Origin of the sequence: Acinetobacter lwoffii (genome assembly GCF_019048525.1) — a bacterium.
Classification (GTDB): domain Bacteria; phylum Pseudomonadota; class Gammaproteobacteria; order Pseudomonadales; family Moraxellaceae; genus Acinetobacter; species Acinetobacter lwoffii_K.
In genome coordinates, this window is record NZ_CP077369.1 from 1,736,449 (window position 1) to 1,753,263 (window position 16,815).

Annotated in this window: 14 protein-coding genes; 7 read left to right on the forward strand and 7 right to left on the reverse strand. The window is 44.1% G+C overall.

Annotated features, from left to right (window positions below):
• The first annotated feature begins 126 nt into the window (after positions 1-126).
• Together nfuA and I6L24_RS08035 are read left to right on the forward strand one after the other, a co-directional pair.
• Positions 127-765 carry a Fe-S biogenesis protein NfuA gene (gene nfuA, locus I6L24_RS08030; RefSeq protein ID WP_004279400.1) on the forward strand — a complete coding sequence of 213 codons (639 nt, stop codon included), beginning with the start codon at positions 127-129 and terminating at the stop codon, positions 763-765.
• A gap of 192 nt (positions 766-957) precedes the next feature.
• Positions 958-3,021, forward strand: a complete 2,064-nt coding sequence (locus I6L24_RS08035; protein WP_004730308.1) for a TonB-dependent receptor domain-containing protein — start codon at positions 958-960, stop codon at positions 3,019-3,021.
• A 50-nt stretch (positions 3,022-3,071) separates the two neighbouring features.
• On the opposite strand, the gene I6L24_RS08040 is transcribed toward I6L24_RS08035, so the two are convergent.
• The 3 genes from I6L24_RS08040 to I6L24_RS08050 all read right to left on the reverse strand — a co-directional run bounded on the left by I6L24_RS08040 (position 3,072) and on the right by I6L24_RS08050 (position 6,432).
• A protein-coding gene (locus tag I6L24_RS08040) for an IS3 family transposase (protein ID WP_148335412.1) occupies positions 3,072-4,294 on the reverse strand; the annotation gives its coding sequence in 2 pieces (ribosomal slippage) (positions 3,072-3,958 and positions 3,958-4,294; 1,224 coding nt in all).
• A gap of 84 nt (positions 4,295-4,378) precedes the next feature.
• Positions 4,379-5,380 carry a hypothetical protein gene (locus I6L24_RS08045; RefSeq protein ID WP_004730306.1) on the reverse strand — a complete coding sequence of 334 codons (1,002 nt, stop codon included), beginning with the start codon at positions 5,378-5,380 and terminating at the stop codon, positions 4,379-4,381.
• A 14-nt stretch (positions 5,381-5,394) separates the two neighbouring features.
• A complete protein-coding gene (locus I6L24_RS08050; RefSeq protein WP_216985891.1) occupies positions 5,395-6,432 on the reverse strand; it encodes an alpha/beta fold hydrolase in 1,038 nt (345 codons plus the stop codon).
• Positions 6,433-6,747: 315 nt separating this feature from the next.
• Between I6L24_RS08050 and I6L24_RS08055 the strand changes: the two genes are divergently transcribed.
• A complete protein-coding gene (locus I6L24_RS08055) occupies positions 6,748-7,362 on the forward strand; it encodes a carbonic anhydrase (RefSeq protein ID WP_004646264.1) in 615 nt (204 codons plus the stop codon).
• A 43-nt stretch (positions 7,363-7,405) separates the two neighbouring features.
• Here I6L24_RS08055 and I6L24_RS08060 read toward each other — a convergent pair whose 3' ends face one another.
• Positions 7,406-8,035 carry an arylesterase gene (locus I6L24_RS08060; RefSeq protein ID WP_004730301.1) on the reverse strand — a complete coding sequence of 210 codons (630 nt, stop codon included), beginning with the start codon at positions 8,033-8,035 and terminating at the stop codon, positions 7,406-7,408.
• A gap of 11 nt (positions 8,036-8,046) precedes the next feature.
• On the opposite strand from I6L24_RS08060, the gene I6L24_RS08065 reads away from it, so the two are divergent.
• Both I6L24_RS08065 and I6L24_RS08070 read left to right on the forward strand, forming a co-directional pair.
• Entirely contained in the window at positions 8,047-8,772 is a 726-nt protein-coding gene (locus I6L24_RS08065) for an ABC transporter ATP-binding protein (protein ID WP_004730300.1), read from the forward strand.
• A gap of 1 nt (position 8,773) precedes the next feature.
• Complete coding sequence (locus I6L24_RS08070; RefSeq protein ID WP_004730298.1) at positions 8,774-11,266, forward strand: ABC transporter permease; 2,493 nt, start codon at positions 8,774-8,776, stop codon at positions 11,264-11,266.
• A 34-nt stretch (positions 11,267-11,300) separates the two neighbouring features.
• On the opposite strand, the gene I6L24_RS08075 is transcribed toward I6L24_RS08070, so the two are convergent.
• Complete coding sequence (locus tag I6L24_RS08075) at positions 11,301-12,119, reverse strand: rhomboid family intramembrane serine protease (protein ID WP_004730296.1); 819 nt, start codon at positions 12,117-12,119, stop codon at positions 11,301-11,303.
• A 77-nt stretch (positions 12,120-12,196) separates the two neighbouring features.
• Here I6L24_RS08075 and mtgA point away from each other — a divergent pair, with 77 nt between their 5' ends.
• Positions 12,197-12,871, forward strand: coding sequence for a monofunctional biosynthetic peptidoglycan transglycosylase (gene mtgA / locus I6L24_RS08080; protein WP_004279409.1), 675 nt, complete (start codon positions 12,197-12,199; stop codon positions 12,869-12,871).
• 112 nt (positions 12,872-12,983) lie between these two features.
• Entirely contained in the window at positions 12,984-15,065 is a 2,082-nt protein-coding gene (gene ppk1 / locus I6L24_RS08085) for a polyphosphate kinase 1 (protein WP_004730294.1), read from the forward strand.
• Positions 15,066-15,122: 57 nt separating this feature from the next.
• On the opposite strand, the gene I6L24_RS08090 is transcribed toward ppk1, so the two are convergent.
• Positions 15,123-15,716: a response regulator transcription factor gene (locus I6L24_RS08090; protein ID WP_004730291.1), complete on the reverse strand. Its 594-nt coding sequence runs from the start codon at positions 15,714-15,716 to the stop codon at positions 15,123-15,125.
• A 183-nt stretch (positions 15,717-15,899) separates the two neighbouring features.
• On the reverse strand, positions 15,900-16,808 hold the full coding sequence (oxyR, locus tag I6L24_RS08095) for a LysR family transcriptional regulator OxyR (protein ID WP_004279412.1): 909 nt from the start codon (positions 16,806-16,808) through the stop codon (positions 15,900-15,902).
• Positions 16,809-16,815: the final 7 nt, after the last annotated feature.

The following is a 16,815-nucleotide window of genomic DNA, read 5'->3' on the forward strand; positions in this document are numbered from 1 at the left end:
TATCATGCCATTAAAATGGAGCTAAAGTTGTACTTTTATAATAAATCCGACAATTTTAGTTGATTTTTAAAAATTACCCCGCATCTTCAGTTAAAATGGCCGCTTGAGCTTGAGGAAATTATTGTTATGTCGACTGAGAACAGCAGCACTCCAGTTGTTGGTGAAATTCCCAACTTATTGATTACACCAACAGCACAAGAGTATTTAAAGGATCTACTGGATAAACAGAACACCCCGGGTATTGGTGTGCGTGTTTTTGTAGAGCATCCGGGTACTCCTCGCGCTGAATGTTGCATGGCCTATAGTGCACCTGATGAAGTTGTACCGACAGATTATAAGCAGGAATATCCTGATTTCCCTGCTTTTATCGACTCGCCATCAATTCCGTATTTACTCGATGCCGTGATTGATTACAACAAAGACCGTTTTGGCGGTCAGTTGACTTTCCGTGCACCGAACTCCAAAGTGCCACGCGTAGGTCCAGATGCATCAGTAGAAGAGCGTATTACCTATGTATTACAGTCTGAAATTAACCCGGGTCTGGCAGGCCATGGCGGTAACTGTGCACTGGTTGAAGTTAAAGAAGACCCTGAAAAAGGTTTAACCGCTGTACTTAAATTTGGTGGTGGTTGCCAGGGCTGTTCAGCGATTGATATCACTTTGAAACAAGGTGTTGAAACCACATTAAAACAACATGTACCAGAGTTAATGCATGTCGTTGATGAAACGGATCATAGTCAGTCTGAAGGTGCGTATATGAAATAAGCTGTTCTATATAACAGTTTATTTATCGCATTTTAAAAACCTCGAAATTTCGAGGTTTTTTTATTTCTGGATTAAAAACAAGTGAATGTTAATGATAATAATTATCAATAGTAATTGCATTCAATTGAAAAGCTGTTACACTTCGCAACCGAATAAACATGATCTCTTCATAAATATTGGGGCGCGCAAGGTATGAATAACCCATTCTTAAAAACAACTTTGGCATTTGCTGTATTTACAGCTATGGCGGGAAATACATCTGCAGTAGAAGCTGTTGTTCCACAGGCGGAAGCGACTAAATTGCAAACGATTGTGGTGACCGCAACAGGTTATGAGCAAGATTTGGCTAAAGCACCAGCTTCCATTACCGTGATTGATCGTGAAGAATTAGATAAACGTGAATATAACGACATTACTGATGTACTGCGTAATACGCCCGGGGTAGTGGTTTCAGGTGCAGGTTCTGCACAGACCATCAGTATTCGTGGTATGAGTTCAAACTATACTTTGTTTCTGGTCGATGGTAAGCGTCAGTACGGCAAGGATGTCAATCCGAATGGAGACGATGGAGGTTTTGAGAAAAATATTCTGCCACCTATTTCAGCAATTGAACGTATTGAAGTGATCCGTGGTCCAGCTTCTACACTTTATGGTACAGATGCCATGGGCGGTGTAGTGAATATTATTACCAAAAAAGTGTCGGATGAATGGTCTGGCAATGTTGAATTGGGAACCACGATTCAGGACAGTAGCCGTTCAGGTGATATTAAAAATGCTTCTGCATATCTTGCTGGTCCTTTAATTGCAGATAAGCTTGGTTTGCAACTGGCAGTCAATAAGCAGGAACGTAATGAAGACCGTTATGTTGGCGGTTTTCGTGGCACGGAACGTGAAAGCTTAAATTCACGCCTGACTTATGCCATTAATGATGATCATGATGTACAAGTTGAAGCTAATTTCGTGCAGCAGGAATCAACTACGTCTGTAGGGGAAACGGTAGCACCTGCTCAAGGTGCTGCAGATTCGTTTTCGCGCAATTATCGTAATGTTTATTCATTAACCCATAATGGCCGTTATAGCGATAACTTAGACAGTTCATCATATATTCAATATGAAAATTCAAAAAATCCGGATCGAGGCAATACGGAACTGGGTACCAAAGGAATTACCTTGGATACCTGGACTGCTAACAGTCAATGGAATTTGTTATTGGGTGACCATACTTTATCATTTGGTGGATATTTTAAAGATGAAAAGCTCGAAGATAAAGCCACTAACCGTAATCCGAATTCACCTGAGTTTAGTGAATTGACGCGATGGTCTGCTGCAGCATTCTTGGAAGATACCTGGAGCATGACAGATCGTTTCGATTTAACAGCCGGCCTACGTTATGACCATGATGAAAACTATAGTGGTCATTTATCACCACGTCTGTATGGGGTGTACGCTGTAAATGATAATTTTGTGGTAAAAGGCGGTGTAGCTACAGGTTATAAACAACCTGATATTCGTGCAGCCACTGAAGGTTTCTATAGTGTTACCGGTGGTAGCGGTTCACCCTTAGCAACAGGGCGTGGCATCATTCGTGCGAATCCGGATTTAGAACCTGAATCGAGTCTATCTACTGAACTGGGCTTCAACTGGAAAAATGATTATATCAATACATCGCTGACTGGCTTTATCACTAAATATGAAGACCGTATAACAGAAGTTCGTGCCTGCGAAACCGATACTGATGGCACCACAACAAACCGCAATAATTGGCAGAATTGGAAATGTTTCGAAGGAGATATTCCATTTTACTTTATTAGTGAACGGATCAACGTGGATGAAGCAGAAATTCGTGGTGTAGAAGCAACGGTAGAAGCCAGTCTGAATGATTACACGACATTGACTGCTAACTATACCTATACCGATTCAGAGTTTAAATCGGGTGCTTTTAAAGGCCAGCCACTGAACCAGATGCCAGAACACATGTTTAATATTGGTGTGGATTATGAGCTAAATGATGCACTCAATGTATGGAGCCGCTTGCACCACCGTTCTGAAACCTCTGCTTACTTGAGCCGTACATCTATGGCTCAGCCAAACCCAGGTTACCAATTTGTAGATGTCGGCTTTAACTATAAATTCAGTCCGAATCTAACAGGTAAATTTGGTGTCTATAACCTACTGGATGAAAAAGCTGAAGATATTGATGGTGATCAACTATTGGATGGTCGTCGTTACGGTATCAGTCTGAATGCAAAATTCTAAGCAAATGTCTTGTCCTGAAATAGATTGACAGTATTCCACTTCAAACCGAGTTAAGCAATTAGCTCGGTTTTTGTTTGCTCATACATCTGATTCGGGGTGTTCATATTTAAACTTAAATGCGGTCTATAACAATTGTAAATCATGATAGATTCCGCAATTAAGTGATCTAACTCCTTCATGGTTTGACATCGCGTGGTTAAAAACTCCTGCTTTAATATTCCATTAATTCGCTCTGCTAATGCATTCTGATAACAGTCCTTGCCATCTGTCATGGAAGGACATATCCCATAATGGCGCAATGCCGATTGATATAGCTCAGAGCAATACTGAGAGCCTCTGTCTGAATGGTGAATCATCCTGGCTGCCCGATCTGTCACATGCTGCATCGCCATATGTAGTGCCTGCACAACATTCTCTGCACGCATATCATTCGATAACTTATAACCTTTAATCTGTCGGGTATAAGCATCTGTCACCAAGGATAAATAATGCACACCTTCAGCACTCTCAACATAGGTAATATCACTAACAAAGACTTCATTGGCTTGCACCGCTGAATAATCCTTTAATAAATTTGGATGCTTCTTCATCCAATGCTTGCTATCCGTAGTTTTTGTATAGCGACGCTTAGGGCGAATCAATAAGTTATTTTCTTTCAATATTTTAAATAACTGATCCCGTCCACACTTTAAACCACGTTGCAACAATTTGCCTTTAATAAGCCAATACAGCTTACGTGTTCCGATACTTGGCATGAGACAGCGATATTCCATAACCAACTCAAGTATTTGTTCAGTTGCTTGTGCAGTCATTTGAGCACGTTTTTCTGCTTGATAATAAGCTTGTCGGGTGATTCCCAACCACTGACAATAACGTGAAACGCTTAGTCTTCTTTGGCTTTGCCAATCTTTGAAACGTGCTCGGTATACTTTTTTCCAAGATCAGTCCCACATTCTTTATCAATGTGATAAATCACATCCTGAATAAATTCAGTTTTAAGCTTTTCTGCGGCTAACTGCTTTTCTAATTGGCGGATTCGTTGTTGGGGTGTCAATTGGCGTTTAGAAGAAGTCGGCATATTCGAAGTCCAGTCCTGTTGTCCGTGCTTGCGTAACCATACCAGCACAGTTGATCTTCCTTGAATACCATATTTTGCCTGAGCTTGCTTATAAGTAATTTGCCCTTTTTCTACTTCATGTACCACCATCATTTTAAAGGCAAAGCTATAGTCACGTTGTGTACGTTTAACTCGTTGTTCTCGTTTATGTTCCATAAAATAAGTCTCTTAAGGTGTAAACTTATTTCAGGACGGGACAAAATGAAAATATAAAAAGCCGCTTTATAGCGGCTTTTTTATTTAAATCTTAAGAATTTTCAAAGTATCTTCATGATAATAAAATTGTTCCAGATATTTGCGTGCACGCTCACGTAAATGGCCTTGAGAAACCATCTGCTGGATTACCGGACTGAGCAGTTGCTGCAATTCATTCTGAATTAGCGCTTCATCAATATTCAGATCACGTAATAACTGATCAAAGGTATGTTCCTGATTGCGGACATACCAGGTATGAATTCCGTCATGCACTTGCTGCTGCAGATAGTCTGTCTGACGTATATGATCCCAGATATCATGACCTAAGCCGACCGTCTGATTCAGGTCCTGCAGCTCAATATAATTCTTCAAGACCGATACTGGCATGTCTTTGATTTTATGCCAGAGATTGGCCTGAAAATGATAGAGTTTTTCATCGTCAAAATGCTGGTTCAGCACATGCTCACTCATCTGGCTGAGCTTTAGAATGTTCTTTTGCAGATAACGTGCAATGGTGCTATCGAGGTTGGTATCGGTAACATTTTCCAGTACCGATTTGCCCATTTTCATAAAGCGGGAAACCCCGGGTACGCTTTTGGCAATCATGGAGTTATCCAGATAATCCTGAATGGAATGCTGGATCAATTGGGTAATCATGGCGGAAAATGCCGGATTATTCACTATGGTTTTAATCAGACGCTGCCGATGGCCACTTTTACTGGCCACATACTGGGCGATCTTGTCTACGGTCAGTACTGGAATCAGATCGGCAATCGTGGTGGAATCATTGGTCGGATGCACCAGGGCAAAACGGATATGCTCGGCAATCTGTTCAATCAGAAAGCTGCTGGCGGCAGTACCCAGAATCTGTTTTTGTAAAAGCTGGTTGATCAGTTCACAACTCCACAGCTCTTTCAGCGTCTGTTTACGTAGCCACAAATAAAATGCATGAAACTCGCTTTGAATCGTTTCAGATTGAGAAAATGCCTGATCGAGAAAATCAAGTTGAGCATCGATCAACTGCTCAATCATCGGGTGTTTCTGCATAGCATCTCTGAAACTTAATTTAAAGGAATGAGTTTATCAGCAAGCGGGTTTTTTAGGGTCTGCGTCTTGGCCAGAAAAGGCAAATAATGTTGTGCAACCTGTTTTTCTGCTTCAAGAATCGGCATATGCCCGACATTATTTAAAATCACTGGCTTCTCGGCACGTTTCAGCAGGGCATGTAGCTCTTTGACTACTTCGACATTAATGATCCGATCCTGTCTGCCCCATAAAATCAAGGTGGGTGCTTCAACCGTACGCATCAGGCGGGCAAAGGTTTCCGGTGTATAAATCCGATTTAGCATCACCACCTGATCAATCGATTTGCTGGTTTGTTCAGCGCGTGAAATCAACAGTTTTTCCTGTGCATGCCGTAACTGATAAGGAATCACTGGCGGATTCTGCATCAGCTGTTTGGAAACATCTTGCAGATCACCGGGTTTGCTGACGATCAGGTCTTTTAAGGCTTGAGGATCTTTGGTATAGGGAGTATTCCCCATTTTGTAAAGACCAGCACTATTGATTAAAAAAAGACTTTGCGTATCGAAAGGATATTGTGAAGCATACACCGTAGCAATCGATCCACCCAGAGAGTGCCCAGCAATATGTAAATTCTCGTCCACATTTAAGGTTTCAATAAATAGACGTAATTGGGAGGTCACATTGGGCACAGAAACATCAAAATTGTCCGGAACTTTGGTGTCACCGTTGCTCGGCAGATCCGGAATAATGACATGATAATAGGGCGTCAGAAACTGGGCGACCTGGTTCCAGTTGTCGCGCGTGCCTGCCAGACCATGAATCAGTAGAATAGATGGTTTGTTCTTGGCACCGCCTTCGCTATAGCTCCAGGTGACCTCGCCAATTTTGAGGGTCTTGGATTTGAGACCGGCAAGGCTGCGTTCTTGCAACAGATGCTGCTGCAAGACTTTGGCAGATGTTTCATTTTTCTGGCTAAACAGTATTTGAGCATGTGTCAGGCCCGGTAATGCCATGCTTAAGGCAACCAAGCCTGAACAAATCATTTTCGAGCGCAATTTTATTATTTTCTTCATTGGCCATTCCCCAAAACAAACCCAGTGAGCAAATTGCTCAATCAAAATACTTCCATGTTATAAATTTGCAATTTTCATTCAAATAAAAACATTATTCTTCATTCTATTTTAAATCAATCTTTGCGCTTGTCACCCATTAGTTTTTTGCTAGGTTGCATTAAATGACTGGAAAATGTGATGTATTACGCATAAATTCCCTGCAGAAATGAAATTAGATAAATGCTAAAAATTTAATCAGCTAAGATTTTTTGCAAGTGACATTCAAAAAAACTGGCAGTAAGATATTGCAACTAAAACCATCGGTGATAGAAAAGAATGCTCACAGCTCAAGAAGCTTTAGAACGTCTTAGACAGGGTAACCAACGTTTTGTCAGTGGCGATACCACGCATCCAAAACAACTTAGCCACCAACAGCGCGCAGAAATGGCAGAGGATCAGAATCCGTTTGCGATTGTCTTGGGATGTTCAGATTCGCGCGTTCCAGCCGAAATGGTTTTTGATCAGGGTCTCGGTGACCTTTTTGTGATTCGTGTTGCAGGTAATATTGTTGCACCTTCACAGGTCGGCAGTGTTGAATTTGCCGCGGCACGTTATGATTGCGCGATTGTGGTGGTGTTAGGTCACAGTCACTGTGGTGCGATTAAAGCCACTATTGATACTTTAATGTGTCCGGATTGCCCGCCATCGGCAAACCTGATGTCGATTGTGAACCGCGTACGTCCTTCTGTTGAAACCTTAATGCAGACTGAACTGAAAAATGACTTGGCAAAATTATCCAAGCATGCAGTACGTTCCAACGTATTTGCTTCGGTGAATCAGTTGCGTCATGGTTCGGCCGTTCTGGAAAACCTGATTGGACAAGGAAAATTAAAAGTCGTGGGTGCTGAATATTCACTGGAAACTGGTGAAGTGACCTTCTTTGATTTCTAATCACGATTCATCTAAATACATTCTAAAATAAGTTAAAGGCGCTTTATAAAGCGCCTTTAATGTATGGATAAGCATTATTTAACAGGATCGTCTGTGCTTTGGCATTTGGGTGAATCAGATCCTTTTGCATCAGGGTTTTATTACCGGCGACACCTTGCATAAAGAAAGGCAATAACTTCACCTTATATTGCTGACTCACCACTTTATAATTATTTTCAAAAGCCTTGCTATAGGCCTGCCCGTAATTAGGCGGCATTTTCATGCCAAATACAATGACCTTAGCCTTGGCTTTCTGGCTCTGCTGAATCAGACTGGCTAAATTTTTTTGAATCATTTGTGGTGGTTGTCCACGCAAGCCATCATTGCCACCTAACTCAATGACCACAAGGTCTGGACGATGCGTCTGCAGCAATTTTGGCAGTCTGGCCAGTGCTCCGCTGGTGGTTTCGCCACTGACACTTGCATTGACCACTTTATGCTGTTTCGGATACTGTTGCTCTAAACGCTTTTGTAATAAATGTACCCAACCTTGCTGGGGCTGGATACCATAACCTGCACTTAAACTATCACCTAAAATCATAATCGTCTTTGCTGAGACCCCAAGAGGTAACAGGCACAGACTGAGCACAAAAAAGTAAGGCAATAGCCGAGTTTTCTGATTAAGATCTTTCATATAGGACACGTATGATTCAAAGCAGCAACGATTCGACCATCATGCCACAGGCTATTATTTCTGCCCAGAAATTGACACAAAAGATACAACTTTCACAAAAACAACTCACCATTTTTGAGGATCTTGATCTGGATATTCAGGCCGGAGAACAAGTGGCTATTACCGGTCGTTCCGGTTCCGGAAAATCCACATTACTGGGTATTCTAGCGACACTGGATCAGGCAAGTTCAGGTCAGCTTATGGTCTGTGGTGAATTGGTGTCAAGTCTGGATGAAGAACAGCGTGCACTGGTGCGTTTGAAAAATATCGGCTTTGTATTTCAGTCTTTTCAGCTGTTGCCGCATCTGACTGCACTTGAAAATGTGATGCTGCCACTGCGCCTGCAACCCGATTTTAAATATGCAGAAGCCGAGCAAAAAGCCTTGGCACTACTGCATAAAGTAGGGCTGGATCGACAGGCGCAGCAAACCCCAAAAGTATTGTCCGGGGGGGAGCAGCAACGTGTAGCCATCGCTCGTGCACTGGTTAGTGAACCAAAAATCATTTTTGCCGATGAACCCACGGGTAACCTCGACGGCGAAACTGCCAAAGAAATTGAACAACTACTCTTTCAACTGAATCGGGAACTGGGGACGACTTTGGTGCTGGTCACGCATGACCGCAAATTGGCGCAGCAGTGTCAGCGGCATTTTGAACTGCTGAATGGCGAGCTGATTGAACATCCGAATGGAGGATGAAATGAATCCATTATTTCGTCCTTTACTGACGCAAAGCTTTAAAACGACCGGGATTTATCTACTGATTATTGCCTTAACGCTGGCGATCAGTGCGACTACTGCACTCAAGTTTAGTAACGAGCAAATCCAAAATGCAGTCGCCTTACAGGCAGCAGAAATGCTGGCTGGTGATCTGGTGCTTTCAGATAATGAGCCTTTGCCAAAGCAGTGGCGTGATCAGGCCAAGCAGCTGGATTTAAAGCAGTCAGAAGTCACTTTCTTTAGCAGTATGGCCTATACCGATGCGCAGTTTGTGATGGTCAATGTCAAAGCCATAGATCAGGCTTTTCCTTTGCGTGGTGAACTGCGGGTGCAACCGGCAAAAAAATCGATTCAGTCTGGTGAAATCTGGCTCAGTCCACGAGCCATGGATTTGCTCAAAGTCAAACTGGGGGATCAGCTCAATATTGCCGATGCGGCGTTTAAAGTCACCGCCAAGATTGAACAGGACTCCAATCAGGAACTTGGATTTTCCGGATTTTCGCCGACCGTAATTATTTCCCAGGCAGATGTCGCACGAACCAATGCGATTCAGGTAGGGAGCCGGATTGAATATCGCTTACTCATGGCTGGCCGTCCAGACGATACCCACCAATATGAAGCCTTATTCAAGCAGCAGGTCAAGTCAGCAAACGGCTCGGCTGAAACGCCAGCGGAAGTGCAAGGGCAGGAGTTTGAGGAGCAAAGCAGTCTCAGGTTACGCAATGCCAGTGAAGGCAATACCCGCTTGATGAAGCCAATCGCCAATCTGGACACTTTCCTGCAACTGGCCAATATTCTGACCATTCTATTATGCGGGATTGCCATAGCCTTAACCGCACAGCGTTATGTGCAGCAGAATCAGGATCATATTGCCTTGATGCGTTGTATCGGTGCCACCAAGCAGCAGATTCTGTCGGCTTATCTGGCTTTACTCGGGATGGTGCTGTTAATTGCGATGCTAATTGGTACCGTGGTCGGGATCAGTCTGGGTTATGGACTGTTGCAATTGATGTTGCAGCTGATTCCAAATTTGCAGATTGAATTTTCAGCCCTGGCAATGTTGCTCGGACCATTGCCAGTCGCGATGCTGACCAGTGCCGTGGTGTTACTCGGCTTTGTCATGCCAAGCTTGTTGCAATTGCTGAATACCCCGCCAATTCGGGTGATCCGCCAGCAGGAAAAATCAGTGCAATCCATGCTGTGGATGCTGCTGACTGGAACGCTCAGCCTGATTATTTTTAGTGTGATTTTGACTGAAAACTTGCTGCTGACCGCCTGGGTGATTGGCGCGATTATTGTGTTATGTGCGGTGCTGTATCTGACGGTATGGGGGATGTTGAAACTGCTGCGGAATATGAAGTTGAATCTGTCAGCCTATGTACGCACACCTTCTCAGACTGCTTTGCAGATTACGGCTTTAGCCTTGGGCTTGAGCCTGATTACAGTATTGGCAGTCTTGCGTACTGATCTGCTGGATCGCTGGCAGCAACAGTTACCGGAAGGTACGCCGAACCAGTTTGTTTATGGTTTACCGCCTTTTGATATGCCAGACCTGAAAGCTCAACTTGAGCAGAATGGCTGGAAAAGCACGCCACTGTATCCAAATGTCCGTGGGCGTCTGGTCGCCAAAAATGATCAGCCTTTTGCCGAGGAACTGGTGAAAAGCAGCAATACCTTAAGACGTGAACTGAATCTGACCCAGTCAAATAGCTATCCACAAGATAATGTGATTGTCAGTGGTGACGCGGTATTAAAACAAGTCGGCACCGTATCGGTCGAAGCCAATACTGCGGAAGAGCTAGGGATCAAGATCGGAGATAAACTCAGTTTCAGTCTGCCAGAAGGGATACTGGAAGCTAAAGTCGTTAATCTAAGAACCGTCGAATGGGAAAGTTTTAGCCCGAATTTCTTCTTTATCTTTGCACCGAATAGCATGGATGCCAATGCCGGCAGTTATCTGGGCAGTTTTTATGTCCCGGAAACAGATAAAGGCAAACTGGTCCCTGTGATCCAGCAATTTTCCAACACGGTGTTTATTGATGTCAGCCTGATTCTGGAAGAGATCAAACGCATTGTGAATGTGCTGGTGCAAATCGTGACCATTCTGGCAGTACTGGTCAGCATTTCCGGTTTTCTGGTACTGATGGCCTGTCTGAACCTGTTGATGGATGAGCGCAAACGTGAAGTGGCTTTGCTTCGATCATTCGGTAGTTCCAAGCAGAAACTGAAAACCATGATGAGTCTGGAAATTGGTTTTATTGGGCTGTTTGCCGGAATAGTTTCCTGCCTGTTTGCCGAAGTGATCAGTGCGATTGCCAGTTATAAAATGGATTTAATGATTCAGCCGCATTGGGAAATCTGGATTATCTTGCCGATCTTTATGACCACTTTATGTGCGCTGATTGGCCGTTATCGCCTGAGTTATCTGTCAGAGATTCCACCCTTACAAAGCTTGCGTGAGATGAATCAATAAGATTCATCTCCGTGATTTTTAAACTGGCTGAGAGTTAAAGTTTTAGTTGCTGTTGCATCATTTCCAGAATCTCTTGCCACAGTGGGCGAATGGGTTCAATCAAGGCCAAGTTATGTTGATAAAGCAGCACACAAAGGCCGAAACCAATCAGCAAGGCAATCAGATTGAACAGGTGACTACGCTGCATTTTTTGACCGATGTACCATAACAAGGTGAGAAAAGCCCCCATCAGCATGCCGCCAATATGTGCGGCATTGTTAATTCCGCTGATCATAAAGCCCAGCGCGAGGTTTAGACCCATCACCATCACCAGGGTTTTTTTATCCAGGATAAAACGTTGCTGTGGCAGCATCGGCAATAAGGCCAGCACCGTCAGTGAAGCCCCGAGTCCCATCACGGCACCGGATGCGCCGGCACTGACTGCAGGCAATAAATCGGGATTGGCCACACCGCCTTCAATCAGGTTATAGCTGTCTTGAATATTCATATAGCCACTGAGCAGGCTGCCCATTAATCCGGCACACACATACAGGCCAATAAAATACATCCGGCCAAACAGTTGTTCGGCAACACTACCAAAAATATACAAGGCCCACATATTCAACATCAGGTGAATCAGGCCAAAATGAAAAAACATGCTGCTAAACAAGCGCATGGGTTCCGCTAAATAGGTTAAAGGTGCATAATCGGCACCCCAGAGAATAGCGTCTCGGGTACTCGGCTGGCTAACATCCATGCCATGCATGGCTTGCCAGCCAAATAATCCAACATTGATCCCGATTAAAATGGCGGTGATCCACCAGAGATGCATTTCAAGTTTGCGATGTTCGACAGGGGGAGAGTATTCAGACATGCTATTTTTTTGCTGTGATTGTATATTTCGAATAAGCTTAACACGAAAAATTAAATTTTCAGGAGTAACGCACTGACATGAAAGCCTTTCTGATCCGCACGATGCTCGTCATCGTCAGTGTGATTCTGCTGGTTCAATTGTGGATCTTTGCCAGTCTGGCCTGGTGGCGAACCAATCCGGTGAACACCACCATGATGATGCGGATTGATTACTGGACAGAACCTTCCAAAGCGATTCAGCATCAGTGGCGTCCCTATGACGAAATCAGCCTGAATCTGAAACGTGCCATCGTCACTGCGGAAGATGGAAAATTTATTCATCACCATGGTTTTGACTGGGACGGAATTCAAACTGCGCTGAATAAAAACAGAAATCAGGGCCGTGTAGTGGCCGGTGGTTCGACAATCTCCCAGCAATTGGCGAAAAACCTGTTCCTCGTCAACAAGCGTTCATTTGTGCGTAAAGGTCAGGAGGCGGTCGCGACCTGGATGATGGAACGCATGTGGTCGAAAGAACGGATTCTGGAAGTCTATTTAAACTCGATCGAGTTCGGAGACAATATTTACGGCGTTGAAGCGGCGGCCAAACATTATTTTGGTAAAACCGCGCAAAGCCTGACCCGGGATCAGGCCATCTTTCTGGCTGCCATTTTGACCAATCCGAAATATTTCCAGGATCATCGCAATTCCTCTGCATTAAATGCACGTAAACGGATGATTCAACGCTATATGCGTTATGCAGAATTACCCTAATTGATGATTTGAAGAGAAAGCCCAATTATTTGGGCTTTTTTTTATGAAATTGTCATCAATTTGAAGCATACTTGGAGCGATAAGCACAATTTTAAATCCGCATAGGTTTGATATGAATACGGCAGCCAGCACAACTTCAGCACAGCCCGAATATACATATAATGATCGTTATATTAATCGCGAACTGTCTATCCTAGACTTCCATTTACGTGTCCTGGAACAGGCTGTCGATCCTTTACATCCATTGCTCGAACGCATGAATTTCCTGTTGATTTTCTCGCGTAATCTGGATGAGTTTTTTGAAATCCGGGTTGCTGGGATGATGGAACAGCTGGATCTGGATAATGAAAGCCGCAGTCCAGATGGCTTGACTCCAAAGCAGGTTTTAGAACAGATTTCTAAGACTGCACATGCTGCCATTGAACGTCAATACCGTATTTTAAATGAAGAAATTTTGCCAAAACTGCGTGAGGAAGATATTTGCTTCTTGCGCCGTGGTGAATTGACCCCAGCACAATCTGCCTGGGTGAAAAAATATTTTCAGGAGCAGGTGGCGCCGGTTCTCACTCCAATTAGCCTGGACCCAGCACATCCATTCCCGAGACTGGTGAATAAATCACTGAACTTTATTGTCACGCTGGAAGGGAAAGATGCTTTTGGCCGTCAGATTGATCTGGCTGTGGTACCTGCACCGCGTTCTCTACCACGCGTGGTACGTTTACCGGATGAACTGACCGATGGAAAAGAACATCATGTAATGCTGTCGGCGATTATTCATGAGCATGTTTCTGACCTGTTCCCGGGGATGACAGCGACTGGCTGTTATCAGTTCCGTGTCACCCGAAATGCCGATTTGGCCTTGAATGAAGATGTGGAAGATCTGGCCAAGGCACTCAAAGGTGAACTCAGTTCACGCCGGTTTGGTCGTGCGGTACGTCTGGAAGTAACGGAAAACTGCCCACAGCATATTTATGAATATCTGCTGAATGAATTTGATCTGGATGAAGATCAGCTTTATAAAGTTGCAGGCCCGGTCAATCTGGCACGTTTGCTGTCTAACTTTAAGCGTCCACATTTACGCTATGACTCGCATACGCCGGTTATTCCCAAAGTACTGAAAAAATCTGAAAATATTTTTAGTGCAATGCAGAAACAGGATATCTTGCTGCATCATCCGTTTGAATCTTTTGCACCGGTCATTTCATTATTACGTGAAGCGGCACGTGATCCACAAGTGTTGGCGATCAAACAGACCTTATATCGTAGCGGACCGGATTCTGAAATTGTCCAAGTGTTGGCAGAGGCTGCCCGCAATGGCAAGGAAGTCACCGCAGTGATTGAATTGCGTGCGCGTTTCGATGAAGAATCCAATATTGCAGTGGCCAATGTCTTGCAGGAAGCGGGAGCAGTCGTGGTCTACGGTATTGTCGGTTACAAGACTCACGCCAAGATGATTCTGGTGGTGCGCCGGGAAAATAACAAACTGGTGCGCTATGTGCATCTGGGCACCGGTAATTATCATGCCGGCAATGCGCGAATCTATACCGATTACGGCCTGTTAACGACGGATAAAGATCTGTGTGAAGATGTGCATCGTATTTTTCAGGAACTGACCGGTATGGGGAAAATGGCCAAGCTGAAAAAGCTGCTGCATGCGCCGTTTACCTTACATGCCCAGTTACTGAACTATATTGATAATGAAATTGCCTATGCTCAGGCAGGGAAACCGGCGCAGATTATTGTCAAAGTCAATGCGCTGACCGAAATGCAGTTGATTAACAAACTCTATGAAGCCTCTCAAGCCGGGGTACAAATTGATCTGATTATTCGCTCGATTTGCAGTTTGCGTCCGGGGTTGCCGGGTCTGTCGGAAAACATTCGGGTGCGTTCAATTGTTGGACGTTTTCTGGAACATACCCGCGTGTATTATTTCAGCAATAATGGCAATTCTCGTATTTACTGCTCAAGTGCAGACTGGATGGATCGTAACCTGTTTAATCGGGTCGAGGCCTGTTTCCCGGTCGAAGATGAAGCCTTGAAAAAACGCATCTATCAACAGGGTCTGTTGAATTACCTGAAAGATAATCAGCAATCCTGGTTATTGCAAGGTGATGGTACCTGGCTGCGGGCACAGCCAAAAGAAGGTGAAAAACCGCATAATGCACAACGTATTCTGTTAGAGCTGTTTAAATAAGTTTAGGCATTTAAAGAGGCTGAATATTCAGCCTCTTTTTTATTCCGAATATAGAATTTAGCTGTTTAAGCTGAGTCTGACTAGTTTTCGATAGATGTGTTTGACTCGGCTATATATCTGATAGTCCTTCATCTCGAGCTGGTTTTGTCGTTCGGCCTGCAATGTATACTGACTTATTACTTTTAGTAACTGCAATTCAGCGAAGTCGAGACAGGTTTTAGCGCTGGGCTGGTGCAGGATATAGTCTGCCAATTCAGTATGAATGTAGGCTCCACCGTGCAAGATAATTTTCAGACTTTCAGCGAACTGGGGTAATGAATCATGATGCTGTATATAGCTATCAGCGCCGGACAACAAGGCTGAATAAATGAGTGCTGTGGAATTCGTATTGAATATGGCAATAACAGGTGTATCTGGGCTTTGCTGTTTCAGCTGACGGATCAAACTGATCTCTGAAGTTGTTGCTGCATGATAAAGAATCAGGTTGGGCAGATGTTCAGTAATCATAGACTGTGCAGACAACATATTGTCCGCATACAGCAGCATATCTGGCTGATAGCCCAGTTGCAGCAGTACGGTCTGGATTTTTAACAGGTCGAGTCCAGTTGGTGAACGAATCACTAAAACTGGTGCAGGCAAAAGGCTAGCCAATAAAACGCGATCCTGTAGATGCTGATAGAGAGCTATACTGTGAATCAGGCAGATGAAAATGCCTATCCCAAAGAATAGTAATTTAGCTGAAATGTAGAGATTCTAAGTTTCTAGGCGGACTGGATGCATTCAATTCAAGATATAAAAAAGGAGCAACATGTGCTCCTTTTTATTATCTATAGATCAGGCAGCATCGTGCTGAGTGATTTTCTGGAAAATCTGTAATAGCACATCAAACTCGCTTTGCAGCGGTGTGCTTTTACGGGTTACCAATGCCAGGGTACGACTTGGGGCTGAATCGATCGCTTTTACCTGAATCTCAGGATTGCCTTTAATCATATTGGTATGGATCGCAATTTCAGGCAGCAGGGTAAAGCCCAGATTTGCAGACACCATTTCGATTAAAGTCGGCAGTGAGCTGGCTTTTAAACGGTGATCATTTTTACGCTCACCAATCGGGCAGGCACTCAAGGCATGATCACGCAGGCAATGACCTTCTTCAAGTAACATCAGGCGAGACAGATCCAGATCTTCTAAAGAGTTTGCTTGTGCAGCATGCTGATCAGATTTTTGGTAAACCAGATACAGATTCTCTTTGGCAATTTCAGCAACTTTCAGACCACGGGTGTCGAAAGGCAATGCCAAAGCCACCATATCCAGGTTGCCATGTTCCAGCTTTTCTACAATCTTTTCACTTTGCGCTTCATGCAGATGCAACTGGATTTTTGGTAATTGCTTATGCACTTCATCCAGCAGCTGGGACAATAGGAAAGGTGCAATTGTTGGAATGACGCCGAGATGTAGATCACCGGTTAAAGGTTCACTCATCTCACGACTTAAACGCATTAGGTCCTGAGCATCGGCCAGTAGAACACGTGCGCGTGCAACCACTTGTTCACCAAGAGGCGTTAAACGAACATTCTGGCGGTCGCGTTCAACAAGTACGCCACCGAGTAAACGCTCCAGCTCCATGATGCCGCCAGACAAGGTTGACTGGGTGACAAAGGAGCGGCGAGCAGCTTCTGTAAAGTGTAGCGTCTCTGACAGTGTTACGAGGTATGACAGCTGTCTTAGGGATGGTAATGCAGCCATAGTGTCC

Bases quoted from the DNA above. Each gene is read 5' to 3' on its own strand.
- nfuA (WP_004279400.1), top strand. From the start codon at position 127: ATGTCGACTGAGAACAGCAGCACTCCAGTTGTTGGTGAAATTCCCAAC.
- I6L24_RS08035 (WP_004730308.1), top strand. From the start codon at position 958: ATGAATAACCCATTCTTAAAAACAACTTTGGCATTTGCTGTATTTACA.
- I6L24_RS08045 (WP_004730306.1), bottom strand. From the start codon at position 5,380: ATGCAGAAACACCCGATGATTGAGCAGTTGATCGATGCTCAACTTGAT.
- I6L24_RS08050 (WP_216985891.1), bottom strand. From the start codon at position 6,432: ATGAAGAAAATAATAAAATTGCGCTCGAAAATGATTTGTTCAGGCTTG.
- I6L24_RS08055 (WP_004646264.1), top strand. From the start codon at position 6,748: ATGCTCACAGCTCAAGAAGCTTTAGAACGTCTTAGACAGGGTAACCAA.
- I6L24_RS08060 (WP_004730301.1), bottom strand. From the start codon at position 8,035: ATGAAAGATCTTAATCAGAAAACTCGGCTATTGCCTTACTTTTTTGTG.
- I6L24_RS08065 (WP_004730300.1), top strand. From the start codon at position 8,047: ATGATTCAAAGCAGCAACGATTCGACCATCATGCCACAGGCTATTATT.
- I6L24_RS08070 (WP_004730298.1), top strand. From the start codon at position 8,774: ATGAATCCATTATTTCGTCCTTTACTGACGCAAAGCTTTAAAACGACC.
- I6L24_RS08075 (WP_004730296.1), bottom strand. From the start codon at position 12,119: ATGTCTGAATACTCTCCCCCTGTCGAACATCGCAAACTTGAAATGCAT.
- mtgA (WP_004279409.1), top strand. From the start codon at position 12,197: ATGAAAGCCTTTCTGATCCGCACGATGCTCGTCATCGTCAGTGTGATT.
- ppk1 (WP_004730294.1), top strand. From the start codon at position 12,984: ATGAATACGGCAGCCAGCACAACTTCAGCACAGCCCGAATATACATAT.
- oxyR (WP_004279412.1), bottom strand. From the start codon at position 16,808: ATGGCTGCATTACCATCCCTAAGACAGCTGTCATACCTCGTAACACTG.